Consider the following 17,895-nt stretch of genomic DNA (forward strand, 5'->3'; position numbering starts at 1 on the left):
GGCGGCCGTCAAGTCGTCCGAGCCGCAAATGAGCCAAACTCCTTCGTGAGATAAATCACGAAACGACATCGAATGGGATCGACCGATGCGGACCCGTCGCGATGTTGTGCGGCACCGACAGCGGCACCCGCCCGCGCGCATACCGCGGTGGCAATCGCAGCCGCCGTCGACCGAGAATGGTCGCGAGCACGATCCGCAGTTCGTAGTCGGCCAGCGATGCCCCGACACACCGTCGATGCCCGCCGCCGAAGGGGGCGAACTCGTACGGCCGGTACTTGCGATCGATGAACCGCTCCGGCCGGAAGAGCTGAGGATCCGTCCACACCGCGGGATCGGAATGCAGCAGCGGCAGCGCGATGCCCATGGTGTCGCCCGCCGCGAGCTCGACACCGCGCAATGCGAACGGCGCGGTCAGCCTGCGCAGCACGATCGGCACCGCGGGATGCAGCCGCAGTGTCTCCTGGCACACCGCGTCCAGGAAAGGCAGCCCGGCCAGCTCGAGTGGGGAGGCGTCGGGGCCGACCGCGTCCAGTTCGGCGCGCAGGCGCTGCAACGCCTCGGGTTCTCGATGCAGATGGAACAGCGCCCACACCAGACCGGTCGCGGTGGTCTCGTGTCCGGCGACGAGCAGGGTGCGCAGTTGCTCGCACAGATCGTCATCGGTGATCGAGGTGCCGTCGTCATAGCTGGTCGCGAGCAGGAGACCGAGAATGTCGGCGCCGACCGAGCCGACGGCTCGGCGCCGCGCGATATCGGTCAGGATCAGCTCGTCGAGCCGCTCGCGCGCGGCGACGAACCGATCCCACGGCGCCCGGCCGAACAGCCCGTGGCGCAGTGCGGGCACCAGCATCAGCGGTCCGGAGTAGGCGGTGAGGAATTCCGCGACCGCGGCGGTGTATTCGGCGCGGCGCTCGCGGCTGTCCACCCCGAATACCGCCTCCAGAATCACCCGCAAAGTGATCGCCCTGGCTGCCGCCCGCGAGTCGATGCGCGTGCCCGGTGTCCAGGCCGGGCGGGATTCGCCTGTGCTGCCGGATATTTCGGCGATGGTTGACTCGCGGATGAGTTCGCCGTAGGCGCGGATCCGCGCACCGTGGAACGCGGGTGCGAGCAATGCCCGATCGCGCCGGTGTCGCTCGCCCGCGGCCAGGATGAGCGACGCGGAGCCGACCAGCGGTTCGATCGGATTCGGTCGCGGCGGTTCGAGCAGATCGATCGGCGCGCGGAAGAATTCGCGGGCACCGTCGGCCGTGCCGGTGAACAGCGCCGCGCCGAAACCGGGAAACCGCACGTAGAACGGATCGCCCTCGCGTTCGCGTCGCCAACGGAAGTACCGCTCGAAATCGATGCCCGCCGCCAATGCGTGCGCAACCACCATCCTCGGTGCTCGCGGCGTCGAAGACGCGGCGTCCAGCGCCGTTTCCTCGGATGCGCCCGCGTGCTCCATATCTATAGCTACGAACTCACGCCGGTCCCGGTTCGACCGCCCCCTTCGGGCGCCCCCTGCGCACCGTGTTCTCGGCGAGGGCGGCCAAGCGCGCGAGCCGGGCGTCCCCGAGCGCGGTCACCGCATTGCCGAGCCGGTTGGTGACGAAGGCGATAGACATGCCCAGTTCCGGATCGGCATAGGCGCCCGAACCGCCGAGTCCATAGTGGCCGAAGGCTTTCCGCGGCTGCTGCTTGGACATCACGACCGGACGGTGATAGCCGAGGGTGAATTTCAGCGGCACCCCGAGCACATAGTCGCGGCTGTCGGCCCGCTGCGTTTCATTGATGATCGCGATCGTCTCCGGTCGCAGGAACTGCACCGCGTCGATGGCGTGACCACCGCGTTCGGGGTCCAACGCCTCGACCCGCCCCTTATTCGCGAGGGCCCCGTACATTCTGGCCAGTGCGCGCGCCGAGAAGACACCGTTCCAGCCCGGCATCACCGCATCGTGCACGCGCGGATCGCGGACGAGTTCGTCGAAGCTCTCCGGCATCCCCGCCTCGGCGAGTCCGCGCACCGGCCGCACCCAGGACAGCACCGATGACGCGGTGTTCCAACGGATTCCGGGTGGATTCAGATGCGGAAAGATCTTGGCGATCCGATAGCGCTCGGATTCCGGTACCCGGAACCAGAATTCGTCATAGCCGAGTGGTTCCGCGATCTCGCGCCGCACCACATCGGTGAACGGATCACCGGTGACGCGCTGCACGATCTCGGCCACCAGCCAGCCGAAGGTGATCGCGTGATAGCCCGATGTGCGGATGCGCCGCGGGTCGGCGGGGCTCTCGGCCAGCGCCGTCACCACGGCGTCGTAGTCGAGGATGCCCTCCCGGCCGGGAACCAGGCCGCGCACCCGGTGCAGTCCGGCGCGGTGCGAGAGCACATCGCGCACCGTTATGTCGTCCTTGCCGTGTGCGCCGAACTCCGGCCAGTAGGTGGTGACCGGGGCTTCGTATTCGATCTGCCCGCGCTCGGCCAGCCGGTGCACCACGGTCGCGGCGACGCCCTTGCCGGTGGAGAAGGTGAGCGCGACATTCTCGCCGTTCCAACGTCGATCCTTGGCCGCCCAGCCCGCCCAGATATCGACGACGGGTCGACCGTCGAGATAGATCGCGAGCGCACCGCCGCCACGCGTCGGCTGGGCGAACATGCCGAAGAAATGATCCGCGAGGCGGACGAATCTCGGATCGACGAGCATCTCCAGTGGCGCGGCTGGCCATCGGTCCGGTGCGGGGAAGGCTGAAACCATGGGTCACACCTCCTGCTGGCTGGCTGGGGCCGAATTCTCAGCCTAACTCGGATCGTGGCGTTTGCCAGCGACCGAAAGGCGTGGTCAGACAGGTCGCACCGGTTGCCGAATTCCACGCGAAGGCCGCTGTGCCCAGGCACACCACCGCGCTGTCGGCGGTCGTGACCTGTGCGCGCGAGCCGTCGAAGGCGATCGATACCGCGAACAGCGGGGTGGGCGGGCTCGGTTGGTCGGTCTCGGAATCCGTTGCCGGAGCGACGATCGAGGTCAGCGCGACGGCATCGGCGCCGAAGCCGAGCGCGATCGGAATTCCACCGACTCCGTCGCTGGCGCCCACACCGCCCGCCGCGCCGATGCCGATCGCGGCGGCACCCAGGCCGGCTCGGGCATAGCCGACTCCGTCGTATCCGGCCGCCCGTGCCCGGCCGAGGGATTCGGCCGTGGCCCGGCATGCGGTGCTCCCGTCGATCACGGTGATATCCGTCCCACCGTCGGAAGCGCAGTGCACATCGGTTGCCGAGGCCACTGCGGGGTGGATCAGCGCGGCGCCGAACGTTGCGGCGGTGCAAGCGATCGCGCTGATCAGCTTCACGGACGAACTCCTCTCACACCGGAAACCCCACCATACTCAGATCGGTTGCTGCGAAACCGATTCCGCTGGTCCACCGCGGTGCCACAGTGATCGAACCAACAATTGGGCCGACACCGCGCTTCTCCGATGCGGTTGCTGTCGACTCGACGCACCTGCGCTCGGTGGTGTATGCATGGCGTGGTATTTCACGCTTTGCTAGATCACTTCGGATTCCGACGGGGGTATGAGTTCGGAGCGTTACAGCCGGGAGGACTGTAAGTGTCTCGTCAACCGATCTCGGGTCGCCTCGCGACCGCGGCCATCGCCGCGGTCTCCGTCGTCGCCGCGCTCTCGCTAGCGGGCTGCGGCAATAAAATCAGCGGCAATGCCCAGCCCGCCATAAACGGGACCATCGATGCGGTCTCGTCCACCAACACGCCGAAAACCTCAGGTGCCAGGCCTACCTCGGGAAGGCCGACGACCAGTGCTCGCCCGTCCTCCGGTAAGCCGACGGCGACCACCTCGGCGACCAAGGGCGGCAGCACCGATTTCCAGGCCAATGTCGGTGACTGCGTGACGCTCGGCGGCACCACCGACAACGCAACCATCGCCAAGGCCTCCTGTGGCAGCCGGGCCTCGAACTACAAGGTCATCGGCAAGGCGGCGACCAGTTCGCAGTGCGTCGCCGACCGCGACTCCGCCTACTTCGAAACCCTGAACGGCGTGCAGCAGGGCGCGATCTGCCTGGATATCGACTGGGTCGTCGGTGGCTGCATGGATATCAGCGGCGAGGATCCCAAGCGCATCGACTGCACCGAACGCGTCAGCCAGGGCGTGAAGGTGACCAATATCCAGCAGGGCGCCGACGATGCCAGCGTCTGCGGCAGCAGCAGCGGCTTCGAGTACCCGACGCGGCGCTTCGTGGTCTGCGTCCAAAATCTCTGACGCCCACGAAAATCGGCCGGTAGCGGCTACGTTTGGTCCGTGAGTGCTGAGTTACCCCGGCTGGGTTCGGCTACCGGCCGCTGGATCCTGCTGGCCACCATCCTCGGTTCGTCGGTGGCCTCACTGGATGCCACCGTCGTCAATATCGCGCTGCCGCGCATCGGCGAATCTCTCGACACCGATGTCGCGGGCCTGCAGTGGACACTCAACGGCTACACGCTGACCCTGGCCTCGTTCATCCTGCTCGGCGGCTCGCTCGGCGATCATCTCGGCCGCCGCAAGGTATTCGTCTGGGGTGTCATCGGTTTCGCGCTGGCCTCGGTGCTCTGTGGTGCCGCGGTGAATATCGAGATGCTCGTCGTCGCCCGTATCCTGCAGGGTGTTGCGGGTGCGATGCTCACCCCGGGCAGCCTCGCGCTGATTTCCTCATCCATCGATCAACGCGATCAGGGTGCGGCGATCGGGCTGTGGTCCGGCTTCGGTGGCGTCGCGGGCGCACTCGGTCCGTTCCTCGGCGGCTGGCTGATCGAGTTGGCAGGCTGGCAGTCCATCTTCTTCATCAATGTGCCGCTCGCGGTGGTCGTCGTGCTCGTCACGCTGCGGCATGTGCCGGAGAGTCACGACCCGAATGCCTCGGCGCGACTGGATGTTCCGGGTGCGGTGGTGGTCGCGGTGGCCCTCGGCGCGTTGACCTTCGGTCTGATAGATGCGATGCCGCTGCTGGTGGTCGTCGGTCTGCTGCTGCTCACGGTCTTCGTGGTGATCGAAATGCGCAGCGACCATCCGCTGGTGCCGCCTTCGCTGTTCGCTGGGACATTTTCGCCGGGAGCGGGGCCCTCCGTGGTTACGCAGGCTGCCTCCCCCGGGCCCGTCGCTTCCGGCGGTCGGGTCTTCACCGCCGCGAATCTGGTCACCCTCGCGGTCTACGCCGCGCTCGGCGGTGTCTTCTTCCTTCTGGTCATGCAGCTGCAACTGGTGGCGAAATACACGCCGCTGATGTCGGGGGTGGCCACCGTTCCGGTCACATTGATCATGCTGGTGCTTTCCGCGCCCGCGGGTCGTTGGGCGCAGGTGCACGGTGCGCGTATTCCCATGACGGTCGGTCCGCTGCTCGCCGCGCTCGGCCTGGTATTGCTGCTGCGCATCGGACCCGATACCACCTATCTGACCGATGTACTCCCTGGCGTGCTGGTCTTCGGTTTCGGCCTGTCGGTATTGGTCGCGCCACTCACCGGTGCGGTACTCGGCGCGGTGCCCGCCAGTGAGGCGGGTATCGCCTCCGGGGTGAACAATGCCGTGGCCCGTACCGCCCAGCTGCTCGCGGTCGCCGCGCTGCCCGGGCTCGCAGGCATCTCCGGATCGCTCGGCGACCCAGTGGAATTCGACCGTGGCTTCGGCGTCGCGATGTGGATCTGCGTCGGCCTGCTGGTGGCCGGTGCGCTGATCGCGGCGGTACTACTGCGCGCCCCGCGCCGCGCCGCGACACTGGACAATGTCGACTGCATGCCGCAGTGCGGGGTGGCGGGTCCGGCGCTGGCGCCGCTGCACAAAACAGAATGAGCGGGTCGTTCGACCCGCTCATTCGGTATTCGACTGATCCTGGCTAGATCGGGTTGAAGCCCGCCCCGACGCTGCCACGGGCATTGATATCGCCCATGATCGAGCTCATATTGGTGCCGACCTCGGGTCCGAAGCAGGCGATGGCGAGATACGCGTTCACCATCCCGACCAGTGTGGTGCCGACGACGACCGGTGCCCCGGAATCGCCCTCCACCACACACATCTGCGACCAGGTCTCCATGTTGGTGCCGAACAGGTCACCGTAGGCGATGCCGCAGGTATTGCCGGTGGTGCGGCCCTCCTTGCAGACGATCATCGGGAACTGGGCCGGGCCGCCGATGCCGGTGATGGTGACATTGCCGATCCGGTTCACCGGGGTGATCTTGGCCGGATCGAATTGGATGATGGCGTAGTCGAGATCGTGGTTGGAGTAGACGAACCGGCCGATCACGCCTGCGCCGCGGTCGAGTTCGGCGTACACCTGAGCGCCCGGGTCGCCGCAGTGTCCCGCGGTCAGGCCGACCAACCGGCCCCCGCCGTCGTAACCGACCGTCGTGACAGTGCATTCGAACTGATTATCGATAATGATTCCCGACCCACCGCCGATGACGGGTGGCCCCGCGGCCTCCGCGGTCCCGGCCCCCGTCGCGACCAGTGCCGCACCAAGAGCTACGGCGAAGGCAGCGTTGGCCACCTTGGCGAGTTTGCTGAACATGTCCCTCCAGACGTCGGAAGTCCGCACGATATCAATCTGTCGCACCCATCGTGTCAGTATTCGGCTCCGGGCGCGTCCTCTATCGGTAGCGATCACTTGCGGGTCGCCCGAAACGGTCTGCTGTCCGATGACGAACGCGTCGGCGAAGATCGCACTTTTCGACATTTCGGATGCAGCGTCTCATTTCCTCGCGATAGCGAAAGTCTATTACTGCAATCATCACAAAGTGACCGATTGTGTTTCGGTTGTATGTTGATCGGTACCGTAGAAGCCATTCGAATCGCGCGCATATTTTGCATGAATATTATCCGCGTAAATGGTCGAACAGGCTATATGCGGGGCTGATCGGAGCCGGTAGAACAGTACGGGCTCTAGAAGTATCACCGTTAACTTTGGGACCCGTCCCAAAGGTCGAGCCACTGCTCATTGCGTTTTCCCTACAGTGACTCCAATCTATGACTGCGATCACACGGTGGTGGGTGTGTTCTGGGCTACTCCGTAGTAAGGTGCCTCAAGCAAACAAGTCGTCGGGGTTTGGTTACCGGCGTCGAGAGGGGTTAGCCAGTGCAGTCGACCAAGAGTCCACCAGCGCAGTCACGGATGAGTGACGCGGTCGATTGGACGAAGGCCTACTGGGAAGACCATCCGAAACGCTCCTTGGAGACCTTCGGCAGGCAGATCACGATGGGGTTCGCGGCGGTCGCGGAGTTGTTCATCGCGATATTCCGACGCCGCTTTCCTTATCGTGAGTTCATCCGCCAGTGTGCGTTCATGTCCAGCGTCGCGGCGGCACCGACACTGCTGGTCGCCATCCCGATCGGCGTGATCGTTTCCATCCAGGTCGGCGCGGTCGCCAGCCAGGTCGGTGCGACCTCGTTCATCGGCGCGGCGAACGGTCTCGGCATCATTCAGCAGGGTGCGCCGCTGGTCACCTCGCTGATGATCGCGGGTGCGGTCGGTTCGGCGATCACCGCCGATCTCGGTTCCCGCACCATCCGCGAAGAGATCGACGCGATGCGCGTGATGGGGGTGGATCCGCTGCGTCGTCTGGTCGCGCCCCGGCTCGGGGCGGCGATGCTGGTCAGCGTATTGCTGTGCGGCTTTGTCGTATTCGTCGGATTTTTGACTGGCTACATTTTCAATATTTTCGCGCAGAACGGCACTCCCGGTTCCTATATCGGCACCTTCTCCTCGTTCGCCGTCACCATCGATCTGCTTGTCGCACTGGTGAAATCGTTGATCTTCGGGTTGCTCGCTGCGATCATCGCCTGTGATACCGGGCTCAATACCCGGGGCGGTCCGGGCGGAGTCGCCAACTCGGTGAACTCCGCGGTGGTCAGTTCCGCCATCATGTTGTTCGGCGTGAACTTGATCATCACCCAGATCTACAACGTTCTCCTCCCCCCACAGGTGGTCTGAGCCGGTGTCAACAACCTATGTACCGCCGCTGCTGCGGCCACTTCGGCAAATAAAGAAGTCCGCGCAGGTCCCGGTGGATATGGTTGCCCGTCTGGGGCACCAGGTGTTCTTCTTCCTGCGGTCGGTGGGCTCGATCCCGTTGGCGCTGCGGCACTATCCGAAGGAAGTCTGGCGGCTGCTTTCGGATGTCACCTGGGGCAACGGCAGCCTGGTCGTCGGTGGCGGCACCATCGGCGTCATCCTCATCCTCAGCGCGTTCGGCGGGATGACGGTCGGCATCCAGGGCTACACCTCGCTGAATCTGCTCGGCCTGAGCCCGATCACCGGCGCCATCTCCGCATTCGCGACCACCAGGGAGTTGGGGCCGCTGCTCGCGGCACTCGCCTTCGCCGCCCAGGCAGGCTGTCGATTCACCGCGCAGCTCGGCGCGATGCGGATCTCCGAGGAGATCGACGCGCTCGAGTCGATCGCGATCCGGCCGCTGCCGTATCTGGTGAGCACCAGGATGTTCGCGGCGATGATCGCCATCGTTCCGCTCTACTGCCTGGGCCTGGCCATGGCCTACATTTCCTGCTCGCTCACGGTGCAACTGATCGGCAACACCTCCAGCGGTACCTACGCGCACTACTTCTATCAGTTCCTGATACCGACAGACGTGCTCTACTCACTGGCCAAGGCGATGGTGTTCGTCGCGATCACCACGTTCATCCAGTGCTACTACGGCTTTTTCGCCTCGGGCGGTCCGGAGGGCGTGGGTGTCGCGGCCGGTCGGGCCATCAAGATGTGCATCATCATCGTGGTTTTCGCGGACCTGTTCATGACATTGGCGATCTGGGGCGTCAATCCCGGCATCCGGATCTCGGGGTAGGACGAGATGATCATCGATCCCAGTGGGCGTGGCCCCACGATGCGGCAACTGTTGGTCGCAGGCGTATGCGGACTCGTCGTCTTCGCGCTGATCCTCGGCTTCCTGATGGCGAGATACCAAGGCTATTTCGTGCCGAAGGTGCATGTGGTCGCCGATGTGGGCGACACCGGTGACGGACTGCCCAGCGAGGCCGACGTGAAGTTCCGCGGCGTGCTGGTCGGCGTGGTCGAGCATGTCGATGTCGTCGACAAGGGTGCGCGGCAGAAGGTGAAGATCGACCTCAAACCAGAGTTCGCCGGCGACATCCCGGCGAACGTGACCGCCCGGGTGGTGCCGAGCAACCTGTTCGCCGTCACCTCGGTGGAATTGGTCTTCAACGGTCCTGCGGACACGTACCTGCGCGAGGGCTCGATCATCAAGCAGGACGAGAGCCAGGGCACCATCGCGCTGCAGGACACCCTCACCAAGGTCCGGACCGTCCTCACCAAAATCGACCCGGTCCAGTTCGGCCGGGTGCTCGGCACGCTTTCCCAGGCGCTGGACGGCAGCGGCCGGATGCCGGGATCCACCATCGAGCGGCTGGACAAGTGGCTGACTTCGGTGGACGAGTCCATCCCCGATCTCGGTGTGCTGCTCGATGATTTCTCGGCCTCGGCTCATGCGCTCAATGAGTCCGCGCCCGAATTGCTCGATGTCCTCGGCAGTTCGGTGAAGACCGCGCAGACCATCGCCGATCACCGGTCCCAGCTGGTCGCCCTGATCAGCGGTACGGCGGGCACAGTGGATACGGTCAACGGCCTGTTCGCCCGCAACGGTGATATCGGTAAGCAGGTCACGGCGGGGACCAGCGATATGTTCGGCGCGCTTGCCTCGGACGCGAATTCGATTCCGGACACCATCGCCTCGCTGAACAACTCGCTGCGCAAGTTGAATACGACCTTCCACTGGGGTCCGCAGCGGCAGATGGTCTGGAATGCCGGTGCGACACTCACCCCGTACCGGCCCTACGAACAGGCCGACTGCCCGCGCTACGGAAATCTGGCCGGACCGAGCTGTGCCACCGCACCGGCAGTCTCCGATCCTGGCTATCTGCCTGACTCGATGAAGCCGCGTTCGCTGGAAACCGCGCAGGGCTTGGCGAAACTGCCACTGCCCGCGGGCTTCCCGGAGATCCCTGGTCTCACTTCGTCGGGTGATCCGCTCGCGACGACCTCGGCCGAGCCGAAGCCGACCAGCCCGTTCGCGGGTACGCCGCTGGAGGGACTGTTCCCGAATCTCGCGCCGCCGGCGCCGGGTGCGCAACCCTCCGCCGACCAGCCCGCGGCTCCGGCCGTGCCCGCCCAACCGGCGAGTGCGCCCGCAAGCGCCGGTCCGATTTCGTACGAAGGAGATGCCGCGATCGTGGCGCTGCTCGGTCGTCGGCCGACGGCGGCCGAATATCTGCTGCTGGGTTCGGCAATGCGCGGGGGCACCCTGCAGGTCCGAGGTGTGGTCGAATGAGCATCCGTAAACCGCTGATCGGCTTCGGCCTCTTCGCGATCGTCTCGATCCTGGTCACCGTCGTCGTCTGGAATACGCTCGCGCGGGTCGTGGAGGGTGATACCAATACCTACACTGCGACCTTTAGCGATGTGCTCGGCCTGCGCGAGGGCGATGACGTCCGGATGGCGGGTGTGCGGGTCGGCAAGGTCGAAAAGATCGAACTCACCCGGGATTCCAAGACCAAGAAGTCCCTCGCCAATGTGACCTTCATCGTGCAGCGCAACCAGACGGTGTACGACGACACCAAGGCGCTGGTGCGCTACCAGAACCTGATCGGCCAGCGTTATGTCGCGCTGGCCCCGGGCAAGGCGGCGAGCCCCGCCGCGTTGAAGAACAAGGCCACCATTCCGCTCGAGCGCACCGAACCGTCCTTCGATGTGTCCGGACTGCTCAACGGATTCCAGCCGCTGTTCCAGGTGTTGCAGCCCGAGCAGGTGAACCGGCTCTCGGAGACCTTCATCCAGGCATTGCAGGGTGACCGAGTTTCGTTGAGCGCGTTCATCACTCAGGCCGCCACCCTGGCCACGGATTTCCAGCGCCGAGACGCGATTCTCAGCGATGTGATCACCAACCTCAGCGGCGTGATGTCGGGGTTGGCCAAGCGAGGTGATGAATTGGAGACCCTGGTTACCCAGACCCGGGCACTGATCGGCGGCCTGTACGACCAGGGCCAGTCGCTGCAAGCGTCCACGGTGCAGATCGCGGACGCGACCAGCGGACTGGTGGACATGATGGGCAAGATCCAGCCGAAGCTGGCCACCGCACAGGATTCGACGAGCGCGGCGCTGACAATGCTGATCGCCAATGGCGCCAAACTCGACCAAGCCGCGATCGACCTGCCCGCGGCGCTGTCCGCCCTCGGCAAGTTCACCCAGGACGGCGCCTACGCGAATGCGTACTTCTGCAAGCTGGACGTCTCGCTGTACGGCATCCTGCTCCCCCGCGGTCTGCTCCCACAGATCGGTGGCAACGGACAGTCGGCGGTGTGCCGCCCATGATGACCAAGATCAAGGACAGCTTCAACGGCAACCGCTACTTCTGGCTGGGTGTCATCGGTGGCGTCCTCATCATCGTGCTGCTGCTCGGCTCGAGCGCTTACAAGCTGATCGGCGTCGGTGAGAAGACGGTCAAGGCCGAGTTCGTGCAGACCGCCGGGGTCAAGGTCGGCGACAAGGTCAATGTGGCCGGTGTCCCGAGCGGACATGTGGCCGGTGCGAAGCTGGAGAACGGGCATATCCTGCTCACTCTCAGCGTGAACGACGATGTGAAGCTCGGACCGGATGCCAGGGCCTCGATCAAGATGGCGACGCTGCTCGGCGCGCGCTACGTCGATCTCGATCCGGGCGACGGGTCGGGATTGAAGAACGGCCGAATCCCGTTGTCCAACACTTCGGTTCCGTACAACCTGGCCGATGTGGTCGAGTACGGCACGCCGAAGTTCGAGGCGCTCGACACCAAGCAGCTGGCCACTTCGCTCGATCTGATCAACAAGCAGTTGGGCGATTCGCCCGCGCTGACGGCGCAGGCGCTGGACAGCGTCGGCGCGCTGGCGAAGGTGATGGATTCGCGCAAGGCGGAGGTCGACAGCCTGCTGAAGGATCTCGACCGGGTCACCAGGATTCTCGGCGACAACCGCAACAGCGTGCTGTTGGTGATCACCCAGGGCGAGGCCATCGCCAACCGGGTGATGGAACGGCAGAGCCTGCTGCGCCAGCTGCTCGACAATGTCTCGACGCTGAGCCGCCAGCTGCAGGAGATCGGTGCGGCCAATAACAACCAGCTCGGCCCGACCATCGAGCAGCTGAACACCATGGCGGAGGGCCTGCAGAAGAACAAGGACAACCTCGACCGGATGTTGCAGATCATGCCGGTGTCAGTGCGCACTTTCAACAACGCGTTCGGCAACGGTCCGTACGGTGAGGTCGGCCTCCCCTGGCTCTTCCCCGACAATTGGTTGTGCTTCGCCCACATGATCGAGGGGTGCAAGGGATGAGACTGATGCGAATCAACCTGCGCCGGGCGGCCAAACCACTGATGATCAGCGCCGCGGCCCTGGCTATCGGTAGTTGCTCGCTGGTGCCGAGTTCGGTGGACAGCGCGCTGGGCAACACGATGACGATCACCGCGGACTTCGAGAACATCGCGGGTGTCTTCGAGGGCAATCCGGTCACGGTGCTCGGCCTGCAAGTCGGCAAGATCGACAAGATCATTCCCAAGGGCACGCTGGTCGAGGTGCACATGACGATCGACAAGGATGTCAAGATCCCGAAGGACGCGATGGCAGCGATCGTTTCGCCGTCCATCGTGACCGACCGGCACATCGAACTCACCCCTGTCTATACCCAGGGCGAGGCCATGTCCAACGGTGCGCATCTGCCGAAGGCGAAGACCAAGACGCCGGTCGAGCTGGACACAATGCTCAAGACCATCGATCAGTTCGCCGCCGCGCTCGAGCCGAAACCGGGTGGTCCCGAGGGCATCGGCCCGCTGTCGGGTCGGGTGCTCTATCCGATGTTGAACGGCAACGGCGAGAAGATGCGTGACACCCTCAACGCGCTCTCCGGCGCGTTGAAGGTCGGCGTCGACAACAAGGACGCGGTTGCCAGCATCATTGTCAAATTGAACGAGCTGACCACGATGTTGGCCGAAAACGACCAGTCCGTACGCGATTTCAGCAATCGCATGACGCAGATGACCGGACTGCTCGCCGATCAGGCCCCCGGCCTGCAGGCCACGCTGCAGCAGCTCAACGACTTCCTGGCCAATACGAGCTCGGTCTTCGTGCAGTACCAGGATCAGCTGGGCAGTTCGCTCGCGGGTCTGACCAAGGTGACCGATCAGTTGCGTGCCAACGCCCGCGGCCTGACCGAGGTCGTCGACATCGCGCCGCTGCTCATGCAGAACCTGGACCGGTCGATGAACCGGGAATTGGGTTACGTCCGGCTGCACGGCAACCTGCCGACCTTCCTCAACGGCGAACTGCTGAGCGTGTTCTGTGAACGGATTCAAATGCGCTCGGATGGTTGCCGGACCGGCAAACTGGAGGACCTCGGTCCGGACCTTGGTGTTACGGCGGCACTGCTGGGGATGACCAAATGAGCGACCGGTTCACATTGAAAGCCCGCCGCGCACTGATCGCACTGGCCGCGGCATCGGGGGTCGCCATCACCTCCGGTTGTGGTCTCACGGTGGAGAGCCTGCCGCTGCCCAAACCGGGCGCGAGCGGTGAAACCTACACCCTGCATGCGAAATTCGAGAACGCGCTGAACCTGCCAGATCAGGCGAAGGTGAAGATCGGTGGCTCCGATGTCGGTGTGGTCTCCAATATCAAGACCAAGAACTTCGAGGCCATTGTCGATCTGAAGATCAGCAAGGACATCGAACTGCCGGTCGGCAGTACCGCGGAACTACGCCAGGCCACCCCGCTCGGTGACGTGTTCGTCGCGGTGTCCAAGCCCAAGCCCGAACCGGCTCCGGGGTCTCCGATGCTGCACGACGGCGAGACCCTCGGTCGAGATAAGACCTCGGCGGGCGCCACCGTCGAGGAGTTGTTGATCTCGGTATCCATGTTGTTCAATGGCGGTGGCGTGGCCGCGCTGACCAAGCTGACCTCGGAGATGGATTCCATCGTTGGTGGTCGCGGCGATCAGATAGCGCATCTGATCAATGAAATGACCGGCGTGGTAGGCAGTTTGAACGACAACAGCGCCCGGGTGGACAGCGTGCTCGCCCAGTTCAGCTCGCTCGCCAACACCATCGAGGGCAGGCACGCGGAATTGGGTCAGGTCGCCGATACATTGCCGCAGATGATCGGCGCCGTCGCGGAGAACAACCGGGCCATCGGTGATCTGCTGCAGAAGATTTCGGTGACCAGCGCGGCGCTCGGCGACTATGCCAACACCTCCAGCGACCAACTGAGCGATCTACTCGACAATGTGCACAAGCTGATGACCGCCCTGTCGCAGTCCGAGCAGAACTTCGGTCCCGCATTGGATGCGCTGCGCGAAATACGTGGCCCGATCGACGCGTCCTTCCGCGGTAACAGCCTCGCTGTCTACGCCACCGTCACCAATATCCACAACTTCAGCTTGTTGTCGGATCCGGCGCAGGGCAAGTTCTTCGACGGCCGCGATCTCAGCGACTTCGCGGGCAGCCTGATCACCGTTCTGCAGGCGATTCAAGGACGACTGCAGGGGGGTCACCGATGAGTTGGCTCGGCAAATTGATGCAGCGCAAGATGCTGCTGTCCACTATCGGCCTGGTGCTGGTGTTCGTCGTCGGAGCCAGCTATCTGCTGGTGTCCGTCATGCGGGTGAATCCACTGAAGTCGACCTATGCCGTCACGGTGAACCTGGACCGCTCCGGTGGTCTGCAGCCGGGCAACGATGTGACCCTGCGGGGTTATCGCATCGGCAAGGTGACCTCGATCGAGTTGGTCGATCGAGGTCAATCCATCGCCGCGAAGGCCGAAATCGACAGCAAGTACAAGATTCCGGCCGACACCAAGATATCGGTGGGCGCGCTCTCCGGTGCCGGTGAGCAGTACATCGACTTCCGGCCGAATTCCGAGCAGGCGCCGTTCCTGAAGGACGGTGCGGTCATCGAATTCGATGCGGAGAAGATCAAGACCCCGACCCCGATCTGGTCGGTGCTCGACAACTCCAGAGCGCTGATCGATCAGGTCGATCCGGATAAGTTCAGCGTCATCCTTGCCAACCTGGACACCGCGCTCAGTGGCGGCCCGGATCAGTTGCGCGGCATGGTGAACGGCATCAGCCTGGCCATGGCCGGTTTCGACAATCTGCTGCCGCAGACCCAGAATCTGATCACCAACCTGCGCACCATCGCGAACACCACCTCGATGGCACAGCCCGATCTCGCGACGCTGACCCGCAATTCGGGCCAGCTGTTCGACCAGTTCAACAATGCCAACGGTGAACTGCAGGCGGTGCTGGAGAAGGCGCCGGGACAGCTGACGAGTCTCGGTGCGGTGCTGGACAAGACCGCCGATCCGATCACCAGTCTCGCGGCCAACTTCGCGGCGATGACGCGGGCCGCGCAGCTGCGGATTCCGGCGCTGCAGGCGCTGTTCCCCTCACTGAACATCGGGTTGTCCGCGGCTGGAGTGCCGGCGCACGACAACGAGTTCCACGCTGTCGCGGATATCTGGGTTCGGCCGATCTGCCAGTACAAGCACACGCCGATTCGCAATGAGGTGGTCCAGGACGGCTCGCTGCCCAAGTGGAACTACTGCGAGAATCCGCCGCCCGGACTGCAGGTGCGCGGTTCGGCGAATGCCCCGCGCCCGAATGTGCCGGACAATGGCGCGCAGATGCCGCCGGGCGCGGATCCGAATGAAATGACCCCGCCGCCGCTGCGGTGAACCGAACACTGCGGCGAGTTGACACAGCGAGCGGTACGTATTCGACGGTGAGTTACCCCGGCCCGGGCGTGCGATACCGGGCCGGGAATACTCCCCCGCAGAGTGCGAACGGTTCGTCCGATGCGGACCGACAAGGCAATATCGGTGCGCTCAGGTGCGCCGGGAAAGTGCAGGATTGTATCGATGTCCACTGATGATGTCGGCGCCGAGAACGAGAACTCGGATGCGCCGAAAGAGGACGCCAAGGCCGACGTGCTCGCCGAGGACAAGACCGTCGAGATCGGGAAGTCGGGTGATGCGGTAGCAGCGGCGCCGACCCCGGCTGCCCCGAAGACCGAGCCGAAGCAGGCGGCGGACACACTGGCCAAGGGCACGGCGCAGCCGGTCACTCAGAATGGTGGCAAGGATCGGGGCGCGTTGGTGCCCATCGTCGCCGCATTTATCGCCGGTGTGCTGCTCGTCGCAGCGGTGACCGCCGTTATCGTCTTCTATCGGCAGGCGAGCAATCGCGCCGATGAGTTGGACGCGCACGAGGCGGCCACCGCGGCGGCGTGCGAATACGGCAAGCTGATCTCCACCTACGATCCGCAGACCATCGACGAGTACCTGAAGAAGGTGGATGCCGCGTCGACCGGTGACTGGAAGGATCAGTTCGCCAAGCTCGGTCAGGACCTCAAGGGTGTCGTCATCGACGCCAAGGCCACCTCGTCCACCTACGACATGCAGTGCGGCTTCCAGTCCGGCGATACCGAGCACGCGAATGTGCTGGTGGTGATCGGTCAGACCACGACCAATGTGAACATCGCCGCCGCGAACAAGCCGCCGAGCAAGGTGGAGCTCGTGGTGGTGGCCGGTCTGAAGAAGGTCGGCGACAAGTGGCTCGTCGACAAGTTCGATCTGCCCATCCTGAAGCAGATGGGCAACTGATCGGATCATCTACTCGAAAAGCGCCTCCGAGCGGGTGGGAATGGCACCACCCGCCCGGAGGTCTTTCCGGCGGTCTTGCGCCCGGTCGCGCCCGGCGGACTCAGAACAGGGTCAATGCCTGAGGTGCTGGCGCGACCGGCTTCCCCGCTGACCGCGGCCGGGCGGATTTTGTGGTCTTGTCGGTGGAGTCCTCGAGCACCGGCTGCAGCTCGGGGAGTTCCGCGGTCGGGACCTCACCGGCCGCCGCGCAGGCCGCGGCCTGTCTGGCCGCCTCGCCCGCGAGGGTATCGGCCATTTCGTTGAAGTAATTGCCGACGTGTCCACGCACCCAACGGAACCGGACCGGTCCCGGCCGGGAGGCGATGGCCCGGTCGATCTGTTTGATGAGTTCCACGTTCTTCACCGCGCCGCCGCTGGCGGTGCGCCAGCCGTTGGTCCGCCAGCCGAAGATCCACTCCGAGGCGCATTTGATCGCGTATAGCGAATCGCTCTCGATGAACAGCGGTTCCTCGCCGGGATGGGCGAGTACCGCCTCCAGGAGCGCGCGCAACTCCGCGACCTGATTGGTTCCGGTGGCGGCTCCCCCGCTGCGTGAACCGCCCTGATGATTGACCCAAGCCCAGCCGATGGCGCCGCCGGGATTGCGGAGGCAGGATCCGTCGGTGCTCACGATGATCATGGATGGCACCCTACGCAATCCGACCGACAAGATCGGTACCGTGGAATTCCTCTATCTCCCTTCGCAACTGGGATTCGGTGCGGCGCAGTGCCGAGCGCACGGCGGAATCCACCAGGCGCAGGCACAGTCGACCGAACAGCCCACTCGGTGGAGCGTACTCCGCTTGCGAGGTCAGCACCGAGCGTCCATAGCCGAGCGGGTCGAAGCACAGCGTCAAAGTGCCTGATAACTGGCCGCGCAATGTGTAGCCGATCACCACATTGCGCCGGTATTCGGTGATTTCGCATTCGATGGTCGGCCGCCACAGTCCCAGCCTGATCCGCGTCGTGAATACCGCACCGAGACCCTGGTCGAGCTCGTCTTTCGGCTCGAACGCGGCGACGGCGAACATCCAATCCGGCACGAACTGATGGTTGTCCGTATAGGTGAAGGCCACCTCGACCGGGGCTCCGACGTCGCTCGCGTACTTGATGTGGCCCATAGGGCCCCTCCCTGTTGGCTGCCGCTAAAAGTACTACAGCTCTCCTCTTTATTCGAGCGGTTGCCGG

17 protein-coding genes are annotated in these 17,895 nt (G+C 64.5%); 11 read left to right on the forward strand and 6 right to left on the reverse strand.

The window, feature by feature from the left end; all coding sequences use genetic code 11:
- Positions 1–55: 55 nt before the first annotated feature.
- The 3 genes from NP3_RS17095 to NP3_RS17105 are packed head-to-tail and all read right to left on the reverse strand — an operon-like array spanning position 56 to position 3,330.
- Positions 56–1,447, reverse strand: a complete 1,392-nt coding sequence (locus NP3_RS17095; RefSeq protein ID WP_084508648.1) for a cytochrome P450 — start codon at positions 1,445–1,447, stop codon at positions 56–58.
- A gap of 16 nt (positions 1,448–1,463) precedes the next feature.
- Positions 1,464–2,738, reverse strand: a complete 1,275-nt coding sequence (locus tag NP3_RS17100) for a serine hydrolase domain-containing protein (protein WP_063042470.1) — start codon at positions 2,736–2,738, stop codon at positions 1,464–1,466.
- A 37-nt stretch (positions 2,739–2,775) separates the two neighbouring features.
- Positions 2,776–3,330 carry a DUF6764 family protein gene (locus NP3_RS17105; RefSeq protein WP_063042472.1) on the reverse strand — a complete coding sequence of 185 codons (555 nt, stop codon included), beginning with the start codon at positions 3,328–3,330 and terminating at the stop codon, positions 2,776–2,778.
- A gap of 273 nt (positions 3,331–3,603) precedes the next feature.
- Between NP3_RS17105 and lppU the strand changes: the two genes are divergently transcribed.
- Both lppU and NP3_RS17115 read left to right on the forward strand, forming a co-directional pair.
- A complete protein-coding gene (lppU, locus tag NP3_RS17110) occupies positions 3,604–4,254 on the forward strand; it encodes an LppU family putative lipoprotein (RefSeq protein WP_063042525.1) in 651 nt (216 codons plus the stop codon).
- Between the two features lie 39 nt (positions 4,255–4,293).
- Entirely contained in the window at positions 4,294–5,814 is a 1,521-nt protein-coding gene (locus NP3_RS17115; RefSeq protein WP_063042474.1) for an MFS transporter, read from the forward strand.
- Between the two features lie 43 nt (positions 5,815–5,857).
- Here NP3_RS17115 and NP3_RS17120 read toward each other — a convergent pair whose 3' ends face one another.
- Positions 5,858–6,529 carry a S1 family peptidase gene (locus NP3_RS17120; RefSeq protein WP_063042527.1) on the reverse strand — a complete coding sequence of 224 codons (672 nt, stop codon included), beginning with the start codon at positions 6,527–6,529 and terminating at the stop codon, positions 5,858–5,860.
- A 600-nt stretch (positions 6,530–7,129) separates the two neighbouring features.
- Here NP3_RS17120 and NP3_RS17125 point away from each other — a divergent pair.
- The 9 genes from NP3_RS17125 to NP3_RS17165 all read left to right on the forward strand — a co-directional run bounded on the left by NP3_RS17125 (position 7,130) and on the right by NP3_RS17165 (position 16,668).
- A complete protein-coding gene (locus tag NP3_RS17125; protein WP_174566228.1) occupies positions 7,130–7,948 on the forward strand; it encodes an MlaE family ABC transporter permease in 819 nt (272 codons plus the stop codon).
- A 4-nt stretch (positions 7,949–7,952) separates the two neighbouring features.
- Positions 7,953–8,816: an ABC transporter permease gene (locus NP3_RS17130; RefSeq protein ID WP_063042477.1), complete on the forward strand. Its 864-nt coding sequence runs from the start codon at positions 7,953–7,955 to the stop codon at positions 8,814–8,816.
- A gap of 6 nt (positions 8,817–8,822) precedes the next feature.
- Entirely contained in the window at positions 8,823–10,316 is a 1,494-nt protein-coding gene (locus tag NP3_RS17135) for an MCE family protein (protein ID WP_063042478.1), read from the forward strand.
- Positions 10,313–11,356 (forward strand): MCE family protein, encoded by a 1,044-nt coding sequence (locus tag NP3_RS17140; RefSeq protein ID WP_063042479.1) that lies wholly within the window; start codon positions 10,313–10,315, stop codon positions 11,354–11,356. The genes NP3_RS17135 and NP3_RS17140 overlap by 4 nt, the downstream gene beginning before the upstream one ends.
- Positions 11,356–12,351 carry an MCE family protein gene (locus NP3_RS17145; RefSeq protein ID WP_063042480.1) on the forward strand — a complete coding sequence of 332 codons (996 nt, stop codon included), beginning with the start codon at positions 11,356–11,358 and terminating at the stop codon, positions 12,349–12,351. The genes NP3_RS17140 and NP3_RS17145 overlap by 1 nt, the downstream gene beginning before the upstream one ends.
- Positions 12,348–13,457 (forward strand): MCE family protein, encoded by a 1,110-nt coding sequence (locus NP3_RS17150; RefSeq protein ID WP_063042481.1) that lies wholly within the window; start codon positions 12,348–12,350, stop codon positions 13,455–13,457. The genes NP3_RS17145 and NP3_RS17150 overlap by 4 nt, the downstream gene beginning before the upstream one ends.
- A complete protein-coding gene (locus NP3_RS17155; protein WP_063042483.1) occupies positions 13,454–14,566 on the forward strand; it encodes an MCE family protein in 1,113 nt (370 codons plus the stop codon). Before NP3_RS17150 ends, NP3_RS17155 begins: the two co-directional genes overlap by 4 nt.
- Positions 14,563–15,741 (forward strand): MlaD family protein, encoded by a 1,179-nt coding sequence (locus NP3_RS17160; RefSeq protein WP_063042485.1) that lies wholly within the window; start codon positions 14,563–14,565, stop codon positions 15,739–15,741. Before NP3_RS17155 ends, NP3_RS17160 begins: the two co-directional genes overlap by 4 nt.
- Positions 15,742–15,924: 183 nt before the next feature.
- A complete protein-coding gene (locus tag NP3_RS17165; protein ID WP_157124367.1) occupies positions 15,925–16,668 on the forward strand; it encodes an Rv1363c family protein in 744 nt (247 codons plus the stop codon).
- Positions 16,669–16,768: 100 nt separating this feature from the next.
- Here the strand turns inward: NP3_RS17165 and NP3_RS17170 are convergent, their stop codons facing one another.
- Both NP3_RS17170 and NP3_RS17175 read right to left on the reverse strand, forming a co-directional pair.
- On the reverse strand, positions 16,769–17,347 hold the full coding sequence (locus tag NP3_RS17170) for a ribonuclease H family protein (RefSeq protein ID WP_063042489.1): 579 nt from the start codon (positions 17,345–17,347) through the stop codon (positions 16,769–16,771).
- Positions 17,348–17,357: 10 nt separating this feature from the next.
- Entirely contained in the window at positions 17,358–17,828 is a 471-nt protein-coding gene (locus NP3_RS17175) for an SRPBCC family protein (RefSeq protein ID WP_063042491.1), read from the reverse strand.
- Between the last annotated feature and the right edge of the window lie 67 nt (positions 17,829–17,895).

Source organism: Nocardia pseudovaccinii NBRC 100343 (genome assembly GCF_001613225.1).
Classification (GTDB): Bacteria; Actinomycetota; Actinomycetes; order Mycobacteriales; family Mycobacteriaceae; genus Nocardia; species Nocardia pseudovaccinii.